Genomic DNA, 16211 nt, shown 5'->3' with positions numbered 1-16211 from the left:
TTTCTGCATCGAAGACGATAACAAGAGCGCGTCGCGCCACACACCCTGGAGACAGCATGCAAGCAATGAGTTATGTACACGGCGCCCACGAGACGCCGTTGATCGGCGAAACGATAGGTGCCTACCTGGACGGCATTGCCGTCCGCTACGGCCAGCACGACGCCCTGATCGTGGCGCACCAGAACGTGCGCTGGACGTATCGTGAGTTCCAGCAACGCGTGCACCGCCTGGCTGCCGGCTTGCTGAAACTGGGCTTGCAGCCGGGCGACCGGGTCGGCATCTGGTCGCAAAACTGCGCCGAATGGGTGCTGACGCAGTTTGCCACGGCGAAAGCCGGCTTGATCATGGTCAACATCAACCCCGCCTACCGGCGCTCGGAACTCGAATACGTGCTCGACAAGGTGCAATGCAGCGCGCTGATCCTGTCGCCCAGCTTCAAGTCCAGCGATTACCTGGCCATCGTGCAGGACGTGGTGCCGGAAATCGCCCGTTCGCGCGCGGGCGCCCTGCAGTCGCCGCGCCTGCCGCAATTGCGCCACGTCATCCGCCTGGGCACGGACGCCACGCCGGGCATGCACAACTTCGACGCCCTGATGGATGGCATTGCCGACGCCGACCTGGCGCACCTGGAAGAAGTGAGCGCTGGCTTGCAGTTTGACGACGCCGTCAACATTCAGTTCACGTCCGGCACCACGGGCGCGCCGAAAGGCGCCACCTTGACGCATCACAATATCCTGAACAACGGCTTTTTCATCGGCGAAGCCATGCGCCTCACCGAACAGGACCGCTTGTGCATCCCCGTGCCCCTGTACCACTGCTTCGGCATGGTGCTGGGCAACCTGGCCTGCGTCACGCATGGCGCGGCCATGGTGTTTCCCGGCGAAGGATTTGACCCGAAAGCCGTGCTGGAAACCGTGCAGGCCGAACGCTGCACGGGGCTGCACGGCGTGCCGACGATGTTCATCGCCATCCTCGACCATCCTGACTTCAAGCAATATGATCTGTCCCAGTTGCGCACCGGCATCATGGCCGGTTCGCCCTGCCCGATGGAAGTCATGACGCGTGTCATCGAATTGATGCACATGGCGGAAATCACGATTGCGTATGGCATGACGGAAACGTCGCCCGTCAGTTTCCAGACGGCGATCGAGGATCCGCGCGAAATGCGCGTGTCGTCCATCGGCAGGGTCCACCCGCACCTGGAAGTGAAAATCGTCGATGCGGAAGGGCGCATCGTGCCGCGCGGCGAAAAGGGCGAATTGCTCACGCGCGGCTATTCCGTGATGCAGGGCTATTGGGGCGACCCGGAAAAGACCAGCGAAGCGATCGATGCGGCGCGCTGGATGCACACGGGCGACCTGGCCGTCATCGACGACTACGGCTTTTGCAGCATCGTCGGGCGCTCGAAGGACATGGTGATACGCGGCGGCGAAAACATCTATCCGCGCGAAGTCGAGGAATTCCTGTACCGCCACCCGAGCGTGCTCGACGTGCAATGCGTGGGCGTGCCCGATGCCAAGTATGGCGAAGAGCTATGCGCCTGCATCATCCTGCGTCCGGGCACACAGGCGACCAGCGACGACATCCGCGCCTTTTGCGATGGGCAGATCGCCTATTACAAGATTCCTCGCTATGTGCGTTTCGTCGAGGAATTCCCCATGACGGTGACGGGCAAGATCCAGAAATACCTGTTGCGCAAGCAGGTGGCGACGGATCTGGGCTTGAGCGTGGAATAAATTTTTCGTCAGCGCATAAAAAAACACCGGGACGCTCGCGCGGCCCGGTGTCTTGCATTGATTCAGCGTAAAGCTTAAGCCATCGCGGCTTGTGGTGCGCGCGCTGGCGTGCGGCGGCGCACGAAGGCGAGCAGGCCCAGGCCGGCCAGCAGCATGGCGTAGGTGCCTGGTTCCGGTACGGCCGACACGCTCACCGTGTTGAAGCCGGCGCCGTTCATCGACACGTGGCCATAATTGATCGAGCTGACCGAATTGGCGACCAGGGTGCCGTTCATGCTGCCCGAACCGGAAAACGCGCTGTTCGGTGCGAGGATGCTGCCGTTGATGCCGACGTTGTTCAGGTTGGTGGTGGTGGCGTTGGCGAAGTTCAGCAGCGTACGGTCGGCGAAGCTGCCGAAATTGTCGAAGCCACCGCTCATGGTGATGTTGGTGGCCGTGCCGTTGATGATGATGCTGGCCGTGCTTTTCAGCGACGATACGTCCAGGGTCAGGTTATGCAGGTCGTTCGCCGCGATGGTGAAGACGTTGACGTCGGCGTTGACATCGCCGACCAGCTTGAAGCCGCCGTATTGCGAGATCACGGTGCCATTCGATTGCAGCTTGGCCACATCGCCCGACAGGGTCGTCAGTTGCTGCTGGGCAGCCGCAAAGTCCAGGGTGGAGGCATTGCCCTTGCTGAAGGTGCCCGTTGGGTACCACGATGGCGCCGTCACGCTGCCGCTGGCATTGCTCACGCCATACACGCCCGTACCATTGATGGTGCCGCCGCCGATGTTCAGGCTGTTACCGGCGACCAGGGTATTGACGGCGCTGCCCGGCTTCTTGTTCGAGCCGACGCTGTAGCCGTCCAGGTAGATATTGCCGCCAGCGGCCAGGCTGCCGCCGACGCTGGTAAAGCCGCTGGCGTTGCTGCTGCCGATGTTGCCGAAGATAAAGGCCGAGTAGCCGTTGGCGACGCCGAGGTCAATCACGGTTGCCTGGGCCGAAGCGCTGAAGGAGAAGGCGAACAGGGCGGCGCTGATGAGCGGCAAGGTGCGGGTAGTAAATAATTTCATGGACAATCTCATGGTGAATGGGGGGACGAATCGGGCGGGAAAGCAAGACACCGCCATCGCGCAAGCCATCATTATAATCTAAAAAGCAATTCTCGTACAATTTAGGTAATTAACTATATTTAAAAGCAACACTTTTCCTGTCGCCAGTGTTTGTCTGATGGACATGAAAAAACCGGGACTGGCCCGGTTTTTTGCTGCTTACCTGACGCGCTGGTACAGGCGGAAACGTTCTACGTCATCCGTGGGGCGGCGTCCTTCCCACAGCTTGATCCAGTCCGCGCCATGGTGCTCGGGCAACTGCTCCTTGCTGTCAGGCACCTTGATGCTGTCTTGCAACAAGAACACATCGCATTGCTGTTGCCCCACCTTGGCGAACGGCAAGTGGCCGAAGTAGGCGAACGAGGCGCGCTGGGCGGCGCCGACGTTGCTGTTGATGCACTTGCTGCCTGGCGGCAGGTGGACGGAAATCTGGTGCGCCACGCTGGCGTAGCTCTTGCTGTAGTTCAGCGGCGGCAAGAACAAGGTCATGATCAGCACCCAGATCAGGATCAGGCCACCGGACGACAGCACCACGGCGCGCCACAGCACGGCCGGCTGGCGCGAGATGCGCCAGTGCACCAGCGCCACCCAGCCCGCGCTGGCGCAGGCGGCCACGAAAAAGGCCAGCAAGTCCAGCTCGGGCTTGAAGCCTGGCATGAGTTTCAGGGCGTTATGCGACAGTTTCGGCGGCCAGCCCGTCAGGATGGCGAACCAGAACACCCACAGCGCGAGGGCGCAGATGGTCAGCACCATCACGGAGAACCAGTCGATGGCGTTGATGGCGCCCCGTTTCATCGTCAGCAAGCCGAACGCGGCCATCACGGCCAGTGGCGGCAACAGGGGCAGCAACTGGCTCGGGTCCGGATCGGGATGGCACAGGCCCAGGATGGCCAGCATGGCGACAAAGGTCAGCGGCACGACGATGTGCAGCACGTGGTGCTGGCGGCGCCAGGCATACACGGCCCAGGCAGCGAATGGCCAGGCGGGCCAGAAGAACCAGATGCCGACACGCAAGAAATATTGCAGGCTCTTCAGGCTCGGGGCGCTGAACTGGCGGCAATTCCATTCCATCCACGCTTGCAGCGGCGAATGGCCGTACGGCTGCAGCCATGCACCCGGCAGCAGCCAGACGAGGGTCAGCGCGACGCCGATCAGGATGGCCAGTGCCAGGTGGCGTATGCTGCGCAGCAAGGGCAGGCGCAGGAAGATGGTGCACAGCAGCAGGGCGATGCTCAGCGCCGCCGGCGTGATCCAGCCGCGCGCCAGGGTCAGGCCGCCCATCGCCAGGCCCAGCAGGGCCGCATTGCGCACGGACGGGCCTTCCATGTAGCGCACGGCGCGGTACAGCAAATAGGCCATCAAGGACACGTACAGCGCTTCGGCCGTGATGTCATGGCTGTGCTGCAGCAGGCCCAGGCAGCCCAGGTAGATGAGCACGGCGGCATCGGCCAGGGTGCGGCCGAAGTCGTCCGGCTCGGGCTGGCCGCCGAAGGCCAGGCGCAGCGGCTGGGCATCGTTGCGGCGCCCCAGGTTGAAGGCGGTGTACCAGACGGACAGGGTGCTGACGACGAAGATGCCGATGGTCGACATGCGCGCGCCGAAGACGTCGCCGTCGATCCAGCCGAACAGCTTGATGAAAATGGCGCCCAGCCAGAAGGTCAGCGGGCCTTCATCGGGCAGCGACAGACCGGCCACGTTGGGCCACAGCCAGTCGTTCAGGCCGCCATGCGCCATGGTCCACATGATGCCGAAACTGGCGGCATCATCGTTCTTCCACGGTTCGCGGCCGATCAGGCCAGGCAGGATGTACAGCAGGCCGAGCGCAAACAAGGCCCATCGTGGCAGCGCGAGTGTGGCAGCGGCGGGAAGGCGGACTGGCTTCATCGATAATCGGTATCAGAATAGTGGCAAGACGCGACGAATGGCGTCGGGTATGCGCGAGTATAAAGTAAAGCGGCCAAAGACAAAAAAGGCAGCCGTGGCTGCCTTTTCTCTGGCAGCCGAAGCTGCCCTTTTTTGCCGCAAAGCGGCAAAAATCAGCCTGCTGCGACTGCGGTTTTCGAACCAACCGAACCGAACTTCTGACGGAACTTCTCGACGCGACCAGCGGTATCGACGATTTTGTGCTTGCCCGTGAAGAATGGGTGCGATTCAGCCGAAACCTCGATCTTCACCAGTGGGTATTCTTTACCGTCGTGGGTGATTTTTTCGCGGGTCTGGATGGTCGAGCGGGTGACGAATTTGAAATCGCACGACAGATCGTGGAAAACAACTTCGCGGTATTCTGGATGGGTATCGACTTTCATGGTCTTCTCTCTAGTTTGGTAGCCAAACAGCACTTCGTCGGTCGTCCAGCTTCTTGACCCGATTGCCGATCACTTGCCAGGGTTTAAAATAATGCAACCGTCGATTATATAGCGCTTTCGGGCCGCCGGCAATAAAAAAGCCGCTCAGGGAGCGGCTTTGCATGATCGCGTGGGGTGGCGTAGGTCGGATTAGCGCGCAAGCGCGTAATCCGACGACAACACCACCTTCTTCGCCAACAATGTTGTCGGATTACGGCCCTGCGGGCCTAATCCGACCTACGATACACGACAGGCGGATTTAGCCCCCCCGGCGCATCATGTCGAAGAACTCCGCGTTATTCTTCGTGGCTTTCATCTTGTCCAGAATGAACTCCATCGCCTCGATCTCGTCCATCGAGTACAGCAACTTGCGCAAAATCCAGATTTTTTGCAGTTCGTTCGGCTTGATCAGCAGTTCTTCGCGGCGGGTACCCGATTTGTTCAGGTTGATTGCCGGGTAGACGCGTTTTTCGGCCAGACGGCGTTCCAGATGCACTTCCATGTTGCCGGTACCCTTGAATTCTTCAAAGATCACGTCATCCATGCGCGAGCCCGTTTCGATCAGCGCCGTGGCGATGATGGTCAGCGAGCCGCCTTCTTCGATATTGCGCGCGGCGCCGAAGAAGCGTTTTGGACGTTGCAGCGCGTTCGCGTCGACACCACCGGTCAGGACCTTGCCCGAGGCAGGGATGACGGTGTTGTAGGCGCGCGCCAGGCGGGTGATCGAGTCGAGCAGAATCACCACGTCTTTTTTCATTTCGACCAGGCGCTTGGCTTTTTCCAGCACCATCTCGGCCACTTGCACGTGGCGTGTGGCCGGCTCGTCGAAGGTCGAGGCGACGACTTCGCCGCGCACGGAGCGTTGCATTTCGGTCACTTCTTCCGGACGTTCGTCGATCAGCAGCACGATCAGGGTGATGTCCGGGTGATTGGCCGTGATCGCATGGGCGATGTGCTGCAGGATCACGGATTTACCGGATTTCGGCGAGGCCACCAGCAAGCCGCGCTGGCCTTTGCCGATCGGGGCGATCAGGTCGATGATGCGGCCGGTGATGTTTTCCTGGCCATTCATTTCACGTTCCAGGCGCAGCGGCTCGTTCGGGTGCAGCGGCGTCAGGTTTTCAAACAGGATGCGGTGTTTCGACATCTCCGGCGATTCGCCGTTGACCTTGTCGACTTTGACCAATGCGAAATAGCGTTCGCCATCTTTCGGGGTCCGTACCTCGCCTTCGATCGAATCGCCGGTGTGCAGATTGAAGCGGCGGATTTGCGAAGGGGAGATGTAAATGTCGTCGGTGGACGCCATGTAGCTGGCGTCGGGCGAGCGCAGGAAGCCGAAGCCGTCAGGCAGCACTTCCAGGGCGCCGTCGCCAAAAATCTGTTCGCCGGACTTGGCGCGTTTTTTCAGGATAGCGAACATCAGCTCCTGTTTGCGCAAGCGGGCTGCGTTGTCAATGTCAAGACCGATCGCCATCTCAAGCAGGGCGGATACGTGTAGGGCCTTTAGTTCGGATAAATGCATATGTGTTGAGTGTCCCGAGACGGGATGTAAAGGTAGGGGAGGGGACTGCGTGGCGTTGATTAATTATTGGGGAAGGCTGTGCACGAATGAGGGCAAAGCCGCTTCCCGATGGTTCCAGTCAGGCGGCGCTGCGGGCGCAGCGCTGCCCATCATACATTAAATGTTGCTGTCGACGAAAGCGGTCAACTGGCCCTTGGCCATGGCGCCCACTTTTTGAGCAGCTGCAACACCATCCTTGAACAGGATCAGGGTCGGGATGCCGCGGATACCGAACTTGGCAGGTACTGCCTGGTTCGCGTCCACGTCCATCTTGGCGATCTGGATGCGGCCGGCGTATTCCTTGGCCACTTCTTCCAGGATCGGGGCGATGGCCTTGCAGGGACCGCACCATTCCGCCCAGAAGTCGACCAGTACTGGCAACTCGGATTTCAGGACGTCTGCTTCAAAAGATGCATCGCTAATGTGTTTGATATTTTCGCTCATATTTTCCTCAAATGAGGGTGGGATCAATAATGCCTGGAATTAACCATACGCTGGTTCGCCATCCATGCTTCCTGGAATGCAATGAGAAGATGGGGACAATGGGCACGAATTCAATGTTCTTGGAAGGTGCGACCAGAGGTATGCAGGCGGGGATGGCTGAAATAATAACCCATTTTTTCAAAGCGTGGCGATTATTGCAGAAAAACTTGAGGCATATCGTCGCCGCAGGTGCCGGCAGGGCGGCAAAGCCGCATGCCTGCTGGCCTGCAGCGCCGTGTCCGCCCTCCCGGCCGGCCTGCGCGCTCAGGCTTGTACGCTGGCCTGACGCGCCGTGTGCTGCAATTGCAAGTTCACCATCAGCTGCAATTCCGCGCTTTCCATCGGCTTGCGGAAGGTGCCCAATATGTGCAGGCCGTTGGCCATGGCCAAGCGTTCGGCCGCCAGGCGCACGGCCGAATGCAGGCCCGACAGCAGAACCACGCCGCCGCGGAAGCCGTTTTCCGCCGCCATGCGCAAAAATTCGATGCCGTCGATGTCGGGCATGGACAGGTCGCAGATCAGCAGGTCGGGCTGGTGCTGCTTCAGGGTCGACAGCGCCTGTTCGCTGTGCGATTCGCAGCGGATGTCGAACGAGCCCATCTGCTCAAGCATGTCGCTGAGCACGTCGAGCATGAAAACGTCGTCGTCCAGCAGCAGCACGCGCAATGGCGCCAGGCCTGCTTCGTTGTGTTCCTGGCTTGCTTGGTTTGATACAGTGTTCATCGTCATGTCTTTCTGTTGATATGCATCGCTGTCGATGCCGATACCTTGCCGCAGCCCAATTTGGCGATAGCTAATCGTCATTGGCAAAGCTGGTGTTATTCATGATTTGTTCGGTAATCTGTTCCAGCAGGGGCCACAGGCGCGTGACGATGCGCCGCGCCCGCTCCGCCTCGTCGGCCGGTTCGCCCGGCGCCAGGGTTTCCAGGTTGTGGCACAGTTCGGCCAGTCCCAGGGCGCCTACGGTGCGCGCCGACGACTTGATGCGGTGCCCCAGTTCGCGTACCTGGTGCACGTCGCCGCGCGCCAGGGCCGCATCGATGTCGCCAAAGCCATCTTGCGTGGTCTGCAGGAACTTGAAGGCGAACTTGCGCACCTTTTCCGGGTTGTAGCCCAGCAACTTGGCCAGGATGGACAGGTCGATCACTTGCGGGTCGCCAGCCAGCGTGGTCTTGAAGGCGGGCGCGGCGCGGTTGCGCGCCGGTGGCGGCGGCGTTTCGCGCGCCGGCAGCCAGCTGGCGATGGTCTGGTACATCATGGCCGGCTGGATGGGCTTGGAAATGAAATCGTCCATGCCCGCCTCCAGGCAGCGCACGCGGTCTTCGCTGGTGGCCGTGGCCGTCATGGCCAGCACGCGCAGGTGCGCCAGCTGCGGGTCGGCGCGGATGTGGCGCGTCGCCTGCAAGCCATCCATCAGCGGCATCTGCACGTCCATCAGCACGCAGTCGAACTGGGTCTGGCGCAGCAGGTCGAGCGCCTCTTCGCCATTGTTGGCCAGGCAGACGGAGGCGCCCGCTTCTTCCAGCAATTCCAGCGCCACCTGCTGGTTGAACGTATTGTCTTCCACCAGCAGGATGCGCGCATGCTTGAGCGTGCGCATCACCAGGGCCGCGTCGGCGCTGGCGCGCATGGCCGCCGCCGTCTGCACCATGCTGTCGAGCATGGCGGGCGCGGCCTGGTCGGAAATGCCCAGGTTGGCCGTGAACCAGAAGGTGCTGCCGGCGCCGGGACGGCTGTCGACGCCCACGTCGCCGCCCATCAGCTGCGCCAGCTGCTTGCAGATGGCCAGGCCCAGGCCCGTGCCGCCATATTCGCGCGTGGTGGAGGTGTCGGCTTGCTGGAAGGACTGGAACAGTTTGCTCATTTCATCCTGCGACAGGCCGATGCCGTGGTCGCACACTTCAAAGCGCACGAGGCAGTGTTTCGCGTCCGCCACCACCCTGCGCACTTTCACGGTAATGCTGCCCTGTTCGCTGAACTTGATGGCGTTATTGGCGTAGTTGATCAGCACCTGCCCCAGGCGCAGCGGGTCGCCCACGAGCACGGCCGGCAATTGCGGGTCGATCTCGAACAGCAGTTCCAGGTTCTTGCCGGCGGCGCGCGGCGCCACCACCGTCATCAGCGTTTGTACGACATGGTCGAAACTGAAGTTGACGTGCTCGATTTCCAGCTTGCCCGCCTCGATTTTCGAGATGTCGAGGATATCGTCGATGATGCCCAGCAAGTGCTCGCCGGCGAAGCGGATTTTTTCCAGGTAATCGCGCTGGCGCGGTTCCAGGTCCGTTTTGAGGGCCAGATACGCCATGCCGATCACGCCATTCATCGGCGTGCGGATTTCATGGCTCATGTTGGCCAGGAATTGTCCCTTCGCCAGGCTCGCTTCTTCGGCCACCTGCTTGGCCTGATCGAGCTGTTCCGTGCGCTGTGCCACGCGCTCTTCCAGATGTTCATTGAGCTCGCGCAAGGCGCTCTCGCTGCGCTTGTGATACGTGATGTCCGTCAGGCTGGCCACCACCATGCCCACCTTGCCGTACTCATCGCGGATAGCCTCGGTATTTACGGACAGCCATGACAGGCTGCCGTCAGGCTGCAGCACGCCCATCAGCACGTCGCGCATGGCTTCGCCCGTCGACAGGGTGATGTGCACGGGATGGCTGCGCTGGTCGAAGGCGGAGCCGTCTTCGCGGATGGCTTGCCACAGGCTGTTGCCGGCCGGACTGGCCGCCAGCATGCGCTCGGCGGCGGCATTGCTTTCCAGGATGTGACCGTGGCTGTCCTGCACCACCAGGCCATTCGTCACGGCACCGAACACGGACGCCATGCGCTGGCTCGAGTTCGACAGCGCGATCGACGCCTGGCGCCGCTCGGTGATGTCGGTAATCATCGCCAGGGTGCCGCCCGGCTCGCCGTTGTCCGACTGGATGCTGGTGCTCGACAGCAAGCCCCACAGGCTGGACTGATCCTTGCGGAAGAAGCGGAAATCGACCTGGTCCGGCTGGCTGGCCTGACTGCCGTGACTGGCCAGGCGGCGCTGCATCAGCAACTGGCTATCGCGGTCCATGAAGTCGAGCAGGGGACGGCCCAGCATTTCCTGCACCGTGTAGCCGAGCATGTGCGCCATCTTCGGGTTGACGAAGGTGGTCTTGCCGTTCGCATCCGTCATCCAGATGCCTTCGGCGGCCGTCTGCACGATCAAGCGGTAGCGTTCCGAACTGGCGTGCAGCGCTTCCTCGGCGCGTTGCCGCTGCGTCATGTCGCGCAGCGAGACGATGGAAAACACTTGCCCGGCCATGCGCAGCGGCGACAGGCTGACCTTGGCGGGAAAGTGCGTGCCGTCGCGGCGGCGCGCCATCATCACCCGGCCAGGCAGGCTGTGCCGTCCTTGCGGGTCGCCCGCGGAGTGGCTGGTCGTGCTTTCCGGTACCAATTGCTCCAGCGACATGCCAATCAATTCGGCCAGCGGATAGCCGAAGCAGCGCGCGCCGATCTGGTTGGCGTAATGCACCTTGCCCTCGACATCGGCCACCAGCATGGCTTCGGGCGCCGCTTCCAGCATCGAGCGCATGCGCGATTGCTCGTCCTGCTTGCGCTCGCTGATGTCGCAGACGATGCCGCTGGCCTGTGTGGCGCTGCCATCCGAGGCGCGCGACAGGACGGCGCCGCGCGCCAGCAGCCAGCGCCAGTGGCCGTCGCTGTGGCGCAAACGGAATTCGCAATTGAAGGTGCCAGGCGCCTGGACGTCCAGATGCTGGCGAAAGGCCAGGCTCAGGCGCGCGCGGTCATCGCGGTGGACTTCGGCCAGCCAGTCGGCCAGTGCATGTTCGAGCCTGGCATGCTTGTCGCCCAGGACGTCCTGGTACTGGGGCGCGAACTGCAGCCGGTCGGACTGGCGCCGCCAGGTCCAGCCGGCCATGGTGGCGCCGCGCAAGGCTTGCACGGCATCCTGTTCGGCCTGGGCCTGCGCGGGTTGGGGCTGGTGGCGCAACTGCTGGCGCAGGCGCCAGGCTTGCCAGCAAGCCAGTCCCGCCAGGGCGGTGGCGCTGGCGGCGGCATACGGCCACAGCAATGCCGGCGTGATGCCGTGCGCCGCCGCCTGCACCGGCAGCGAAAGCGTCATGCCTGCCGCCAGCATCGTACGCGCGAGCCGGCGCAGCGCAGGGCGCCGTGGGCGTGGTGCGCCGAAACTCGTGTGGCTGCAATACGACAAATGCATCCCTTTCTGGGGCGTGATTGGACTAGGCTGGCAGTACATGAGGCGCGCTCAAATAAACGCCTGCGGCGCTTTCTGGCGGCAACTATAGCATCGAATATTTACTCGGAGTATTTAAGTTCGGAAACGGCCAAAACGGGATTTTTTTTGCCCCGAAATGGCTGTTTTTTTCGCGATTTGGTGAGAATTCGTGAGAAAGTTTGCGCGAAATCGTGCTACGGAATCAGCGATCTGTAGAACACCTGATAAAACCGTAGCGAGCGGCAGCGATTTGTGGACGAGAAGCGCAACCGTGCTTGAGCACGGTGAGCATCACAGGCCGCAAAGCGCGACGCGCAGTAGGTTTTTCCAGGTGTTCTTAGGTGAAACTGCCGGCAAACTGATAGCGGTGTCCGGGATGCCACATGGTGGCGGTCGAGGCGATCTTGCCGCCTGAACGCGTCTGGCGGCGCAGCACCAGGCAAGGCTGCTTGGTGTCGATGGCCAGCATTTCGGCGATGTCGCGCGGCGCCGACAGCGCTTCGATGCTGTAGGTGGCGCCTTGCAGGGGGGCGGCTGCCATCAGGTATTCGTTTGGCGTGATGCTGGAAAAATCCTGCGTCATGTAGTCGGGCGCGCATTCGGGATTGACCCAGCGGTCTTCCACCTGGATCGGCACGCCGTTTTCAAAATGCACGATCAGCGAATGAAACAGCGGGTGTTCCGGCGGCAGGCCGAATTGCTTGGCCAGCAAATCGGACGCCTTGGTGCGTTCCAGCAATTGCAAGCTGCTGCGATGGATATGTCCGCGCGTCCGCACTTCATCGGCGATACTCTTGATTTCCAACAAGGTCGCCTGGTATTTTTGCTGCGCCACATAAGTGCCCGAACCCTGGCGCCGCGTCAGTATTTGCTCGCTGGTCAGTTCGCGCACGGCGCGGTTGACCGTCATGCGCGAAACGCCGAATTGTTTTACCAGTGCTTGCTCGGAGGGAATCACGTCGCCTTCCTTCCAGCGCCCGGCGGCGATGCCGGCCAGCAGAAAATCCTTGATGCGCTGGAAAATGGGCGTATTTTCTTGTGTAGTGTGGTCGTCCAATGCGGTTTCTCCGGAGCACGGGCAGGGCGCGCCGCCGGCTGGAGGCGCGATGGCCGATTTTAGCACCGAGCACGATGGCTGCCGCCAGCCTTTTTTTGAATTCAAAAGCAAGCGCCGGAGTGTGGCGCCGGCCAGCGCTGGCTATGCTGGCTACTTGCCAATGACAAGCACGGAGTCCGACATGGATCACTCTTACACCACCGATGATGAGCGCTGGGATGCCCTGCAGCGGCGCGCGCCCGACGCCGACGGCGTCTTTTATTACTCGGTACGCACGACGGGTGTGTATTGCCGCCCTTCCTGCGCCGCGCGTCCCGCCTTGCGCCGCAACGTGGCTTTCCACGCCAGTTGCGAGCAGGCGGAGGCGGCCGGCTTTCGCCCTTGCCTGCGCTGCAAGCCGAACTTGCCGCCGCTGGCCCAGCGCCAGGCGGCCATCGTGGCCGACATCTGCCGGCTGATCGACGCCAGCGACGAGCTGCCCGACCTGGACTCGTTGGCGCAGGCTGCCGGCATGAGCCGCTTTCACTTCCATCGCGTCTTCAAGGCGCACACGGGCATCACGCCGAAAGCGTACGCGGCGGCGCGGCGCGGCGAACGCCTGAAGGCCGGCTTGCAGGGCGAAGCGAATGTCACGGAAACCTTGTATGCGGCCGGCTTCAATTCCAGCGGCCGCCTGTATGCCGCCACGCCGGGCTTGCTGGGCATGACGCCTGGCGCCTTTCGCGCCGGCGGCAGCGGCGCCGTGATCCGCTTTGCCATCGGCGCCTGCTCGCTGGGCGCCATCCTCGTGGCCAGCACGGACAAGGGCATTTGCGCGATTCTGATCGATGACGATCCGGAAGTGCTGCTGCGCGACTTGCAGGACCGTTTTCCGCAAGCCGAGCTGCGCGGTGCGGAGCTCGAGTATGAACAGACGGTGGCGCAAGTGGTCGGCCTGGTCGAGGCGCCCGCTATCGGCCTGGACTTGCCGCTCGACGTGCGTGGCACGGTGTTCCAGCAGCGCGTGTGGCAAGCTTTGCGCGAGATTCCCGCCGGCAGCACCGTCAGCTATGCCGAGCTGGCCCGGCGCATCGGCGCCCCGCAAGGCGCGCGGGCCGTGGCCGGTGCCTGCGCGGCCAATGCGCTGGCCGTCGCCATTCCCTGCCACCGCGTGGTGCGCAACGATGGCGCGCTGCCCGGCTACCGCTGGGGCGTGGAACGCAAGCAGGCGCTGCTGGAACGCGAGGGCGAACGGTGAGGGCGCTGGATTGGCGGCAGATCGAGGATGATCTCAATCAATACGGCTGCGCCGTCATGCCGGGCTTGTTGGATGCGGATGCCTGCGTGGCGCTGGCGGCGCAGTATGACGACGCGTCGCGCTTTCGCAGCAAGGTAGTGATGCAGCGCCATGGCTTTGGACAGGGCGAATACCAGTATTTCGCCCATCCGCTGCCTGACCTGGTGGCCGCGTTGCGCATGGGCTTGTATTCCCCCTTGGCGGTCATCGCCAACCGCTGGCACGCCGCCATGGGCCTCGCTAGCCGCTTTCCGTCCAGTCACGCCGATTTCCTCGCGCGCTGCCATGCTGCCGGGCAAAACCGGCCCACGCCCCTGCTGTTGCGCTACCGCGAGGGTGACTACAACTGCCTGCATCAGGACCTGTATGGCGAGCACGTGTTTCCGCTGCAACTGGCCGTGCTGCTGTCGCGCCCGCAAGACGATTTCTCGGGCGGCGAGTTCGTGCTGACGGAGCAGCGCCCGCGCATGCAGTCGCGCGCCGAAGTGGTGCCGCTGGCGCAGGGCGACGCCGTCCTCTTTCCCGTCGCGCTACGCCCCGTGAATGGCACGCGCGGCAGTTACCGCGTGAACATGCGCCATGGCGTGTCGCGTTTGCGTTCGGGCTTGCGTCATACCCTGGGCATCATTTTTCATGATGCGAGCTGAACGGTAGTTGCGGCGCTTGAGTTTCCAGGATTACATGGCATGATGGCTGCTCCTTGTCACTCTTTCATTTCTGCCATGTCCGCGTTGCTCCGCCTGCTATGCCTGTTGACCATGTTTTTGCTGCCCGCAGCCCATGCGGACGAGGGCGTGCCCGCGCTCGTTGCGGAGGCCGCATCCGCCGTGGTGCCGTCGCAGCTTGCGGCCAGGACGGCGCCGCTGATGTTTGCCAACCGCAAGGTCTTCGTCTTCCGCGCCGCGCTGGCCGGCTATCCGCCCGATGAACGCGCCGTTGGCGCGCAGCGCCGCCTGGAAGGCGTGCTGGCGAAGAATGGCCCCCTGCAGACGAGCACGCGCATGATTCCCGAAGGCACGCAAGTGCTGCTCGATGGCGTGCAACTGTTCGTCGTCGTGCCTGGCGACGTCAACCAGTTGGCCGGCGACACGACGGAAAGCGTGGCGAAAACGGCGGCCGGCGAGTTGAGCAAGGCCGTACTCGACTATCGCGAGCAGAGCAGCTGGCGCTACCTGGCGATCGCCGCAGCCGTGTGCGCTGCCGCCACCCTCGTGTTCTGGCTGGTGTGGCTGGGCTTGACGCGCTTTTACCGCTGGGCCAAGCGCCGCAGCGGCATCCTGCTGGCCTCGCGCCTGCGCGACGTGCGCCTGAAAAACGTGCGCGTGCTCGATGCCGAGCACTACATCGCCTTCGCCTATCAACTGCTGAGCGCCGTGCTGTGGGGCTTGCGCCTGATGGCTACGTATCTGTGGGCCGCCTTCGTGCTGGGCCGACTGCCCTACACACGTTCCTGGGGCGAAAGCCTGAGCGGTTATCTGTTCGACGTGGCGGCCGATGTCTTCCACGCCATCATCGGCGCCTTGCCGGGACTGGTGCTTGTGTGCGTCATCTTCGCCATCGCGCGCCTGATCGCGGCCACGGCCGCCTCGCTGTTCAAGCGCGTGGAAAGCGGCGAATTGCAAATCGGCTGGCTCGACAAGGACACGGCCCTGCCGACGCGCCGCATCGCCAGCGTGGTGATCTGGCTGTTCGCGCTGGCCATGGCGTACCCGTATTTGCCGGGCTCGCACACGGCCGCCTTCCAGGGCCTGTCCGTGCTGGTGGGCCTGATGGTATCGATCGGCGCGTCGAGCATCGTGGGCCAGGGCGCCAGCGGCCTGATCCTCATGTACACGCGCGCCCTGCGCAAGGGAGAATATGTGCGCGTGGGCGACAGCGAGGGTACCGTGGTCGACGTGGGCATGTTCGAGACGCGCCTGCGCACGGGCCTGGGCGAAGAGGTCGCCTTGCCGAACGCGTGGGTGATGTCGCAAACGACAAAGAACTATTCGCGCGCCCAGCCCGGCGGCGGTTTCGTGCTCGACTCCACCGTCACCATCGGCTACGCCACGCCATGGCGGCAAGTGCACGCCATGCTGGAACTGGCCGCCTCGCGCACGCCGGAACTGTCGACCACGCCAAAACCGTACGTGATGCAGCTGGCCCTGCAGGATTACTACGTGCAATACCGCCTGGTCGCCTACGCCAGCGCCGAAGTCCCCCGCCAGCGCGCCGAAGTGCTGAACCGCTTGCACCAGAATATCATCGACGTCTTCAACGAGTTCGACGTGCAGATCACCTCGCCGCACTACATCGATGATCCGAAAGAATCGCAGGTGGTGCCGCCGGAGGAATGGTTCAGGGCGCCGGCGAAGCGGGGGGAGGAATCGTTCGACGTGGTTCCGCCCAAGTCTTGAGCGCGAGGAGTGTCCTGTCCGTGATGCGGGAA

12 protein-coding genes are annotated in these 16211 nt (G+C 62.6%); 4 read left to right on the top strand and 8 right to left on the bottom strand.

Annotated elements, in window-relative coordinates:
* The first annotated feature begins 56 nt into the window (after window positions 1-56).
* A complete protein-coding gene (locus KO539_RS07725) occupies window positions 57-1736 on the top strand; it encodes an AMP-binding protein (RefSeq protein ID WP_219308226.1) in 1680 nt (559 codons plus the stop codon).
* Window positions 1737-1810: 74 nt separating this feature from the next.
* On the opposite strand, the gene KO539_RS07720 is transcribed toward KO539_RS07725, so the two are convergent.
* The 8 genes from KO539_RS07720 to hutC form a co-directional block, all read right to left on the bottom strand.
* The gene (locus KO539_RS07720) at window positions 1811-2791 is read right to left on the bottom strand and encodes a choice-of-anchor A family protein (protein WP_219308224.1); all 981 of its coding nucleotides are present in this window, start codon (window positions 2789-2791) and stop codon (window positions 1811-1813) included.
* A 198-nt stretch (window positions 2792-2989) separates the two neighbouring features.
* Window positions 2990-4714, bottom strand: a complete 1725-nt coding sequence (locus KO539_RS07715; RefSeq protein WP_219308222.1) for a glycosyltransferase family 39 protein — start codon at window positions 4712-4714, stop codon at window positions 2990-2992.
* Between the two features lie 152 nt (window positions 4715-4866).
* Entirely contained in the window at window positions 4867-5136 is a 270-nt protein-coding gene (locus tag KO539_RS07710; protein WP_034746247.1) for a type B 50S ribosomal protein L31, read from the bottom strand.
* Window positions 5137-5434: 298 nt separating this feature from the next.
* Window positions 5435-6697 (bottom strand): transcription termination factor Rho, encoded by a 1263-nt coding sequence (rho, locus tag KO539_RS07705; protein ID WP_034746249.1) that lies wholly within the window; start codon window positions 6695-6697, stop codon window positions 5435-5437.
* A gap of 156 nt (window positions 6698-6853) precedes the next feature.
* On the bottom strand, window positions 6854-7180 hold the full coding sequence (gene trxA, locus KO539_RS07700) for a thioredoxin TrxA (protein WP_034780502.1): 327 nt from the start codon (window positions 7178-7180) through the stop codon (window positions 6854-6856).
* Window positions 7181-7483: 303 nt separating this feature from the next.
* Window positions 7484-7942, bottom strand: a complete 459-nt coding sequence (locus tag KO539_RS07695) for a response regulator (protein ID WP_051959621.1) — start codon at window positions 7940-7942, stop codon at window positions 7484-7486.
* 70 nt (window positions 7943-8012) lie between these two features.
* Window positions 8013-11336 (bottom strand): PAS domain-containing hybrid sensor histidine kinase/response regulator, encoded by a 3324-nt coding sequence (locus KO539_RS07690; protein ID WP_219308220.1) that lies wholly within the window; start codon window positions 11334-11336, stop codon window positions 8013-8015.
* A 451-nt stretch (window positions 11337-11787) separates the two neighbouring features.
* Window positions 11788-12507: a histidine utilization repressor gene (gene hutC, locus KO539_RS07685; RefSeq protein WP_176388179.1), complete on the bottom strand. Its 720-nt coding sequence runs from the start codon at window positions 12505-12507 to the stop codon at window positions 11788-11790.
* A gap of 181 nt (window positions 12508-12688) precedes the next feature.
* Here hutC and ada point away from each other — a divergent pair, with 181 nt between their 5' ends.
* The 3 genes from ada (at window position 12689) to KO539_RS07670 (ending at window position 16179) form a co-directional block, all read left to right on the top strand.
* On the top strand, window positions 12689-13744 hold the full coding sequence (gene ada, locus KO539_RS07680) for a bifunctional DNA-binding transcriptional regulator/O6-methylguanine-DNA methyltransferase Ada (RefSeq protein ID WP_219308218.1): 1056 nt from the start codon (window positions 12689-12691) through the stop codon (window positions 13742-13744).
* Window positions 13745-13800: 56 nt separating this feature from the next.
* Entirely contained in the window at window positions 13801-14430 is a 630-nt protein-coding gene (locus KO539_RS07675) for a 2OG-Fe(II) oxygenase (RefSeq protein WP_219308671.1), read from the top strand.
* 75 nt (window positions 14431-14505) lie between these two features.
* Window positions 14506-16179, top strand: a complete 1674-nt coding sequence (locus KO539_RS07670; RefSeq protein WP_219308217.1) for a mechanosensitive ion channel family protein — start codon at window positions 14506-14508, stop codon at window positions 16177-16179.
* Window positions 16180-16211 lie beyond the last annotated feature (32 nt).

This window comes from Janthinobacterium sp. NKUCC06_STL (genome assembly GCF_019345455.1).
Classification (GTDB): Bacteria; Pseudomonadota; Gammaproteobacteria; order Burkholderiales; family Burkholderiaceae_D; genus Janthinobacterium; species Janthinobacterium rivuli.
Note: the sequence above shows the minus strand (reverse complement) of the source record. Positions and strands in the feature narration are given on the sequence as shown.

Coding starts and splice junctions, on each gene's coding strand:
- KO539_RS07695 (WP_051959621.1), bottom strand. CDS start 7,942: ATGAACACTGTATCAAACCAAGCAAGCCAGGAACACAACGAAGCAGGC.
- KO539_RS07690 (WP_219308220.1), bottom strand. CDS start 11,336: ATGACGCTTTCGCTGCCGGTGCAGGCGGCGGCGCACGGCATCACGCCG.
- KO539_RS07720 (WP_219308224.1), bottom strand. CDS start 2,791: ATGAAATTATTTACTACCCGCACCTTGCCGCTCATCAGCGCCGCCCTG.
- rho (WP_034746249.1), bottom strand. CDS start 6,697: ATGCATTTATCCGAACTAAAGGCCCTACACGTATCCGCCCTGCTTGAG.
- KO539_RS07710 (WP_034746247.1), bottom strand. CDS start 5,136: ATGAAAGTCGATACCCATCCAGAATACCGCGAAGTTGTTTTCCACGAT.
- trxA (WP_034780502.1), bottom strand. CDS start 7,180: ATGAGCGAAAATATCAAACACATTAGCGATGCATCTTTTGAAGCAGAC.
- KO539_RS07675 (WP_219308671.1), top strand. CDS start 13,801: ATGCCGGGCTTGTTGGATGCGGATGCCTGCGTGGCGCTGGCGGCGCAG.
- KO539_RS07715 (WP_219308222.1), bottom strand. CDS start 4,714: ATGAAGCCAGTCCGCCTTCCCGCCGCTGCCACACTCGCGCTGCCACGA.
- ada (WP_219308218.1), top strand. CDS start 12,689: ATGGATCACTCTTACACCACCGATGATGAGCGCTGGGATGCCCTGCAG.
- KO539_RS07725 (WP_219308226.1), top strand. CDS start 57: ATGCAAGCAATGAGTTATGTACACGGCGCCCACGAGACGCCGTTGATC.
- KO539_RS07670 (WP_219308217.1), top strand. CDS start 14,506: ATGTCCGCGTTGCTCCGCCTGCTATGCCTGTTGACCATGTTTTTGCTG.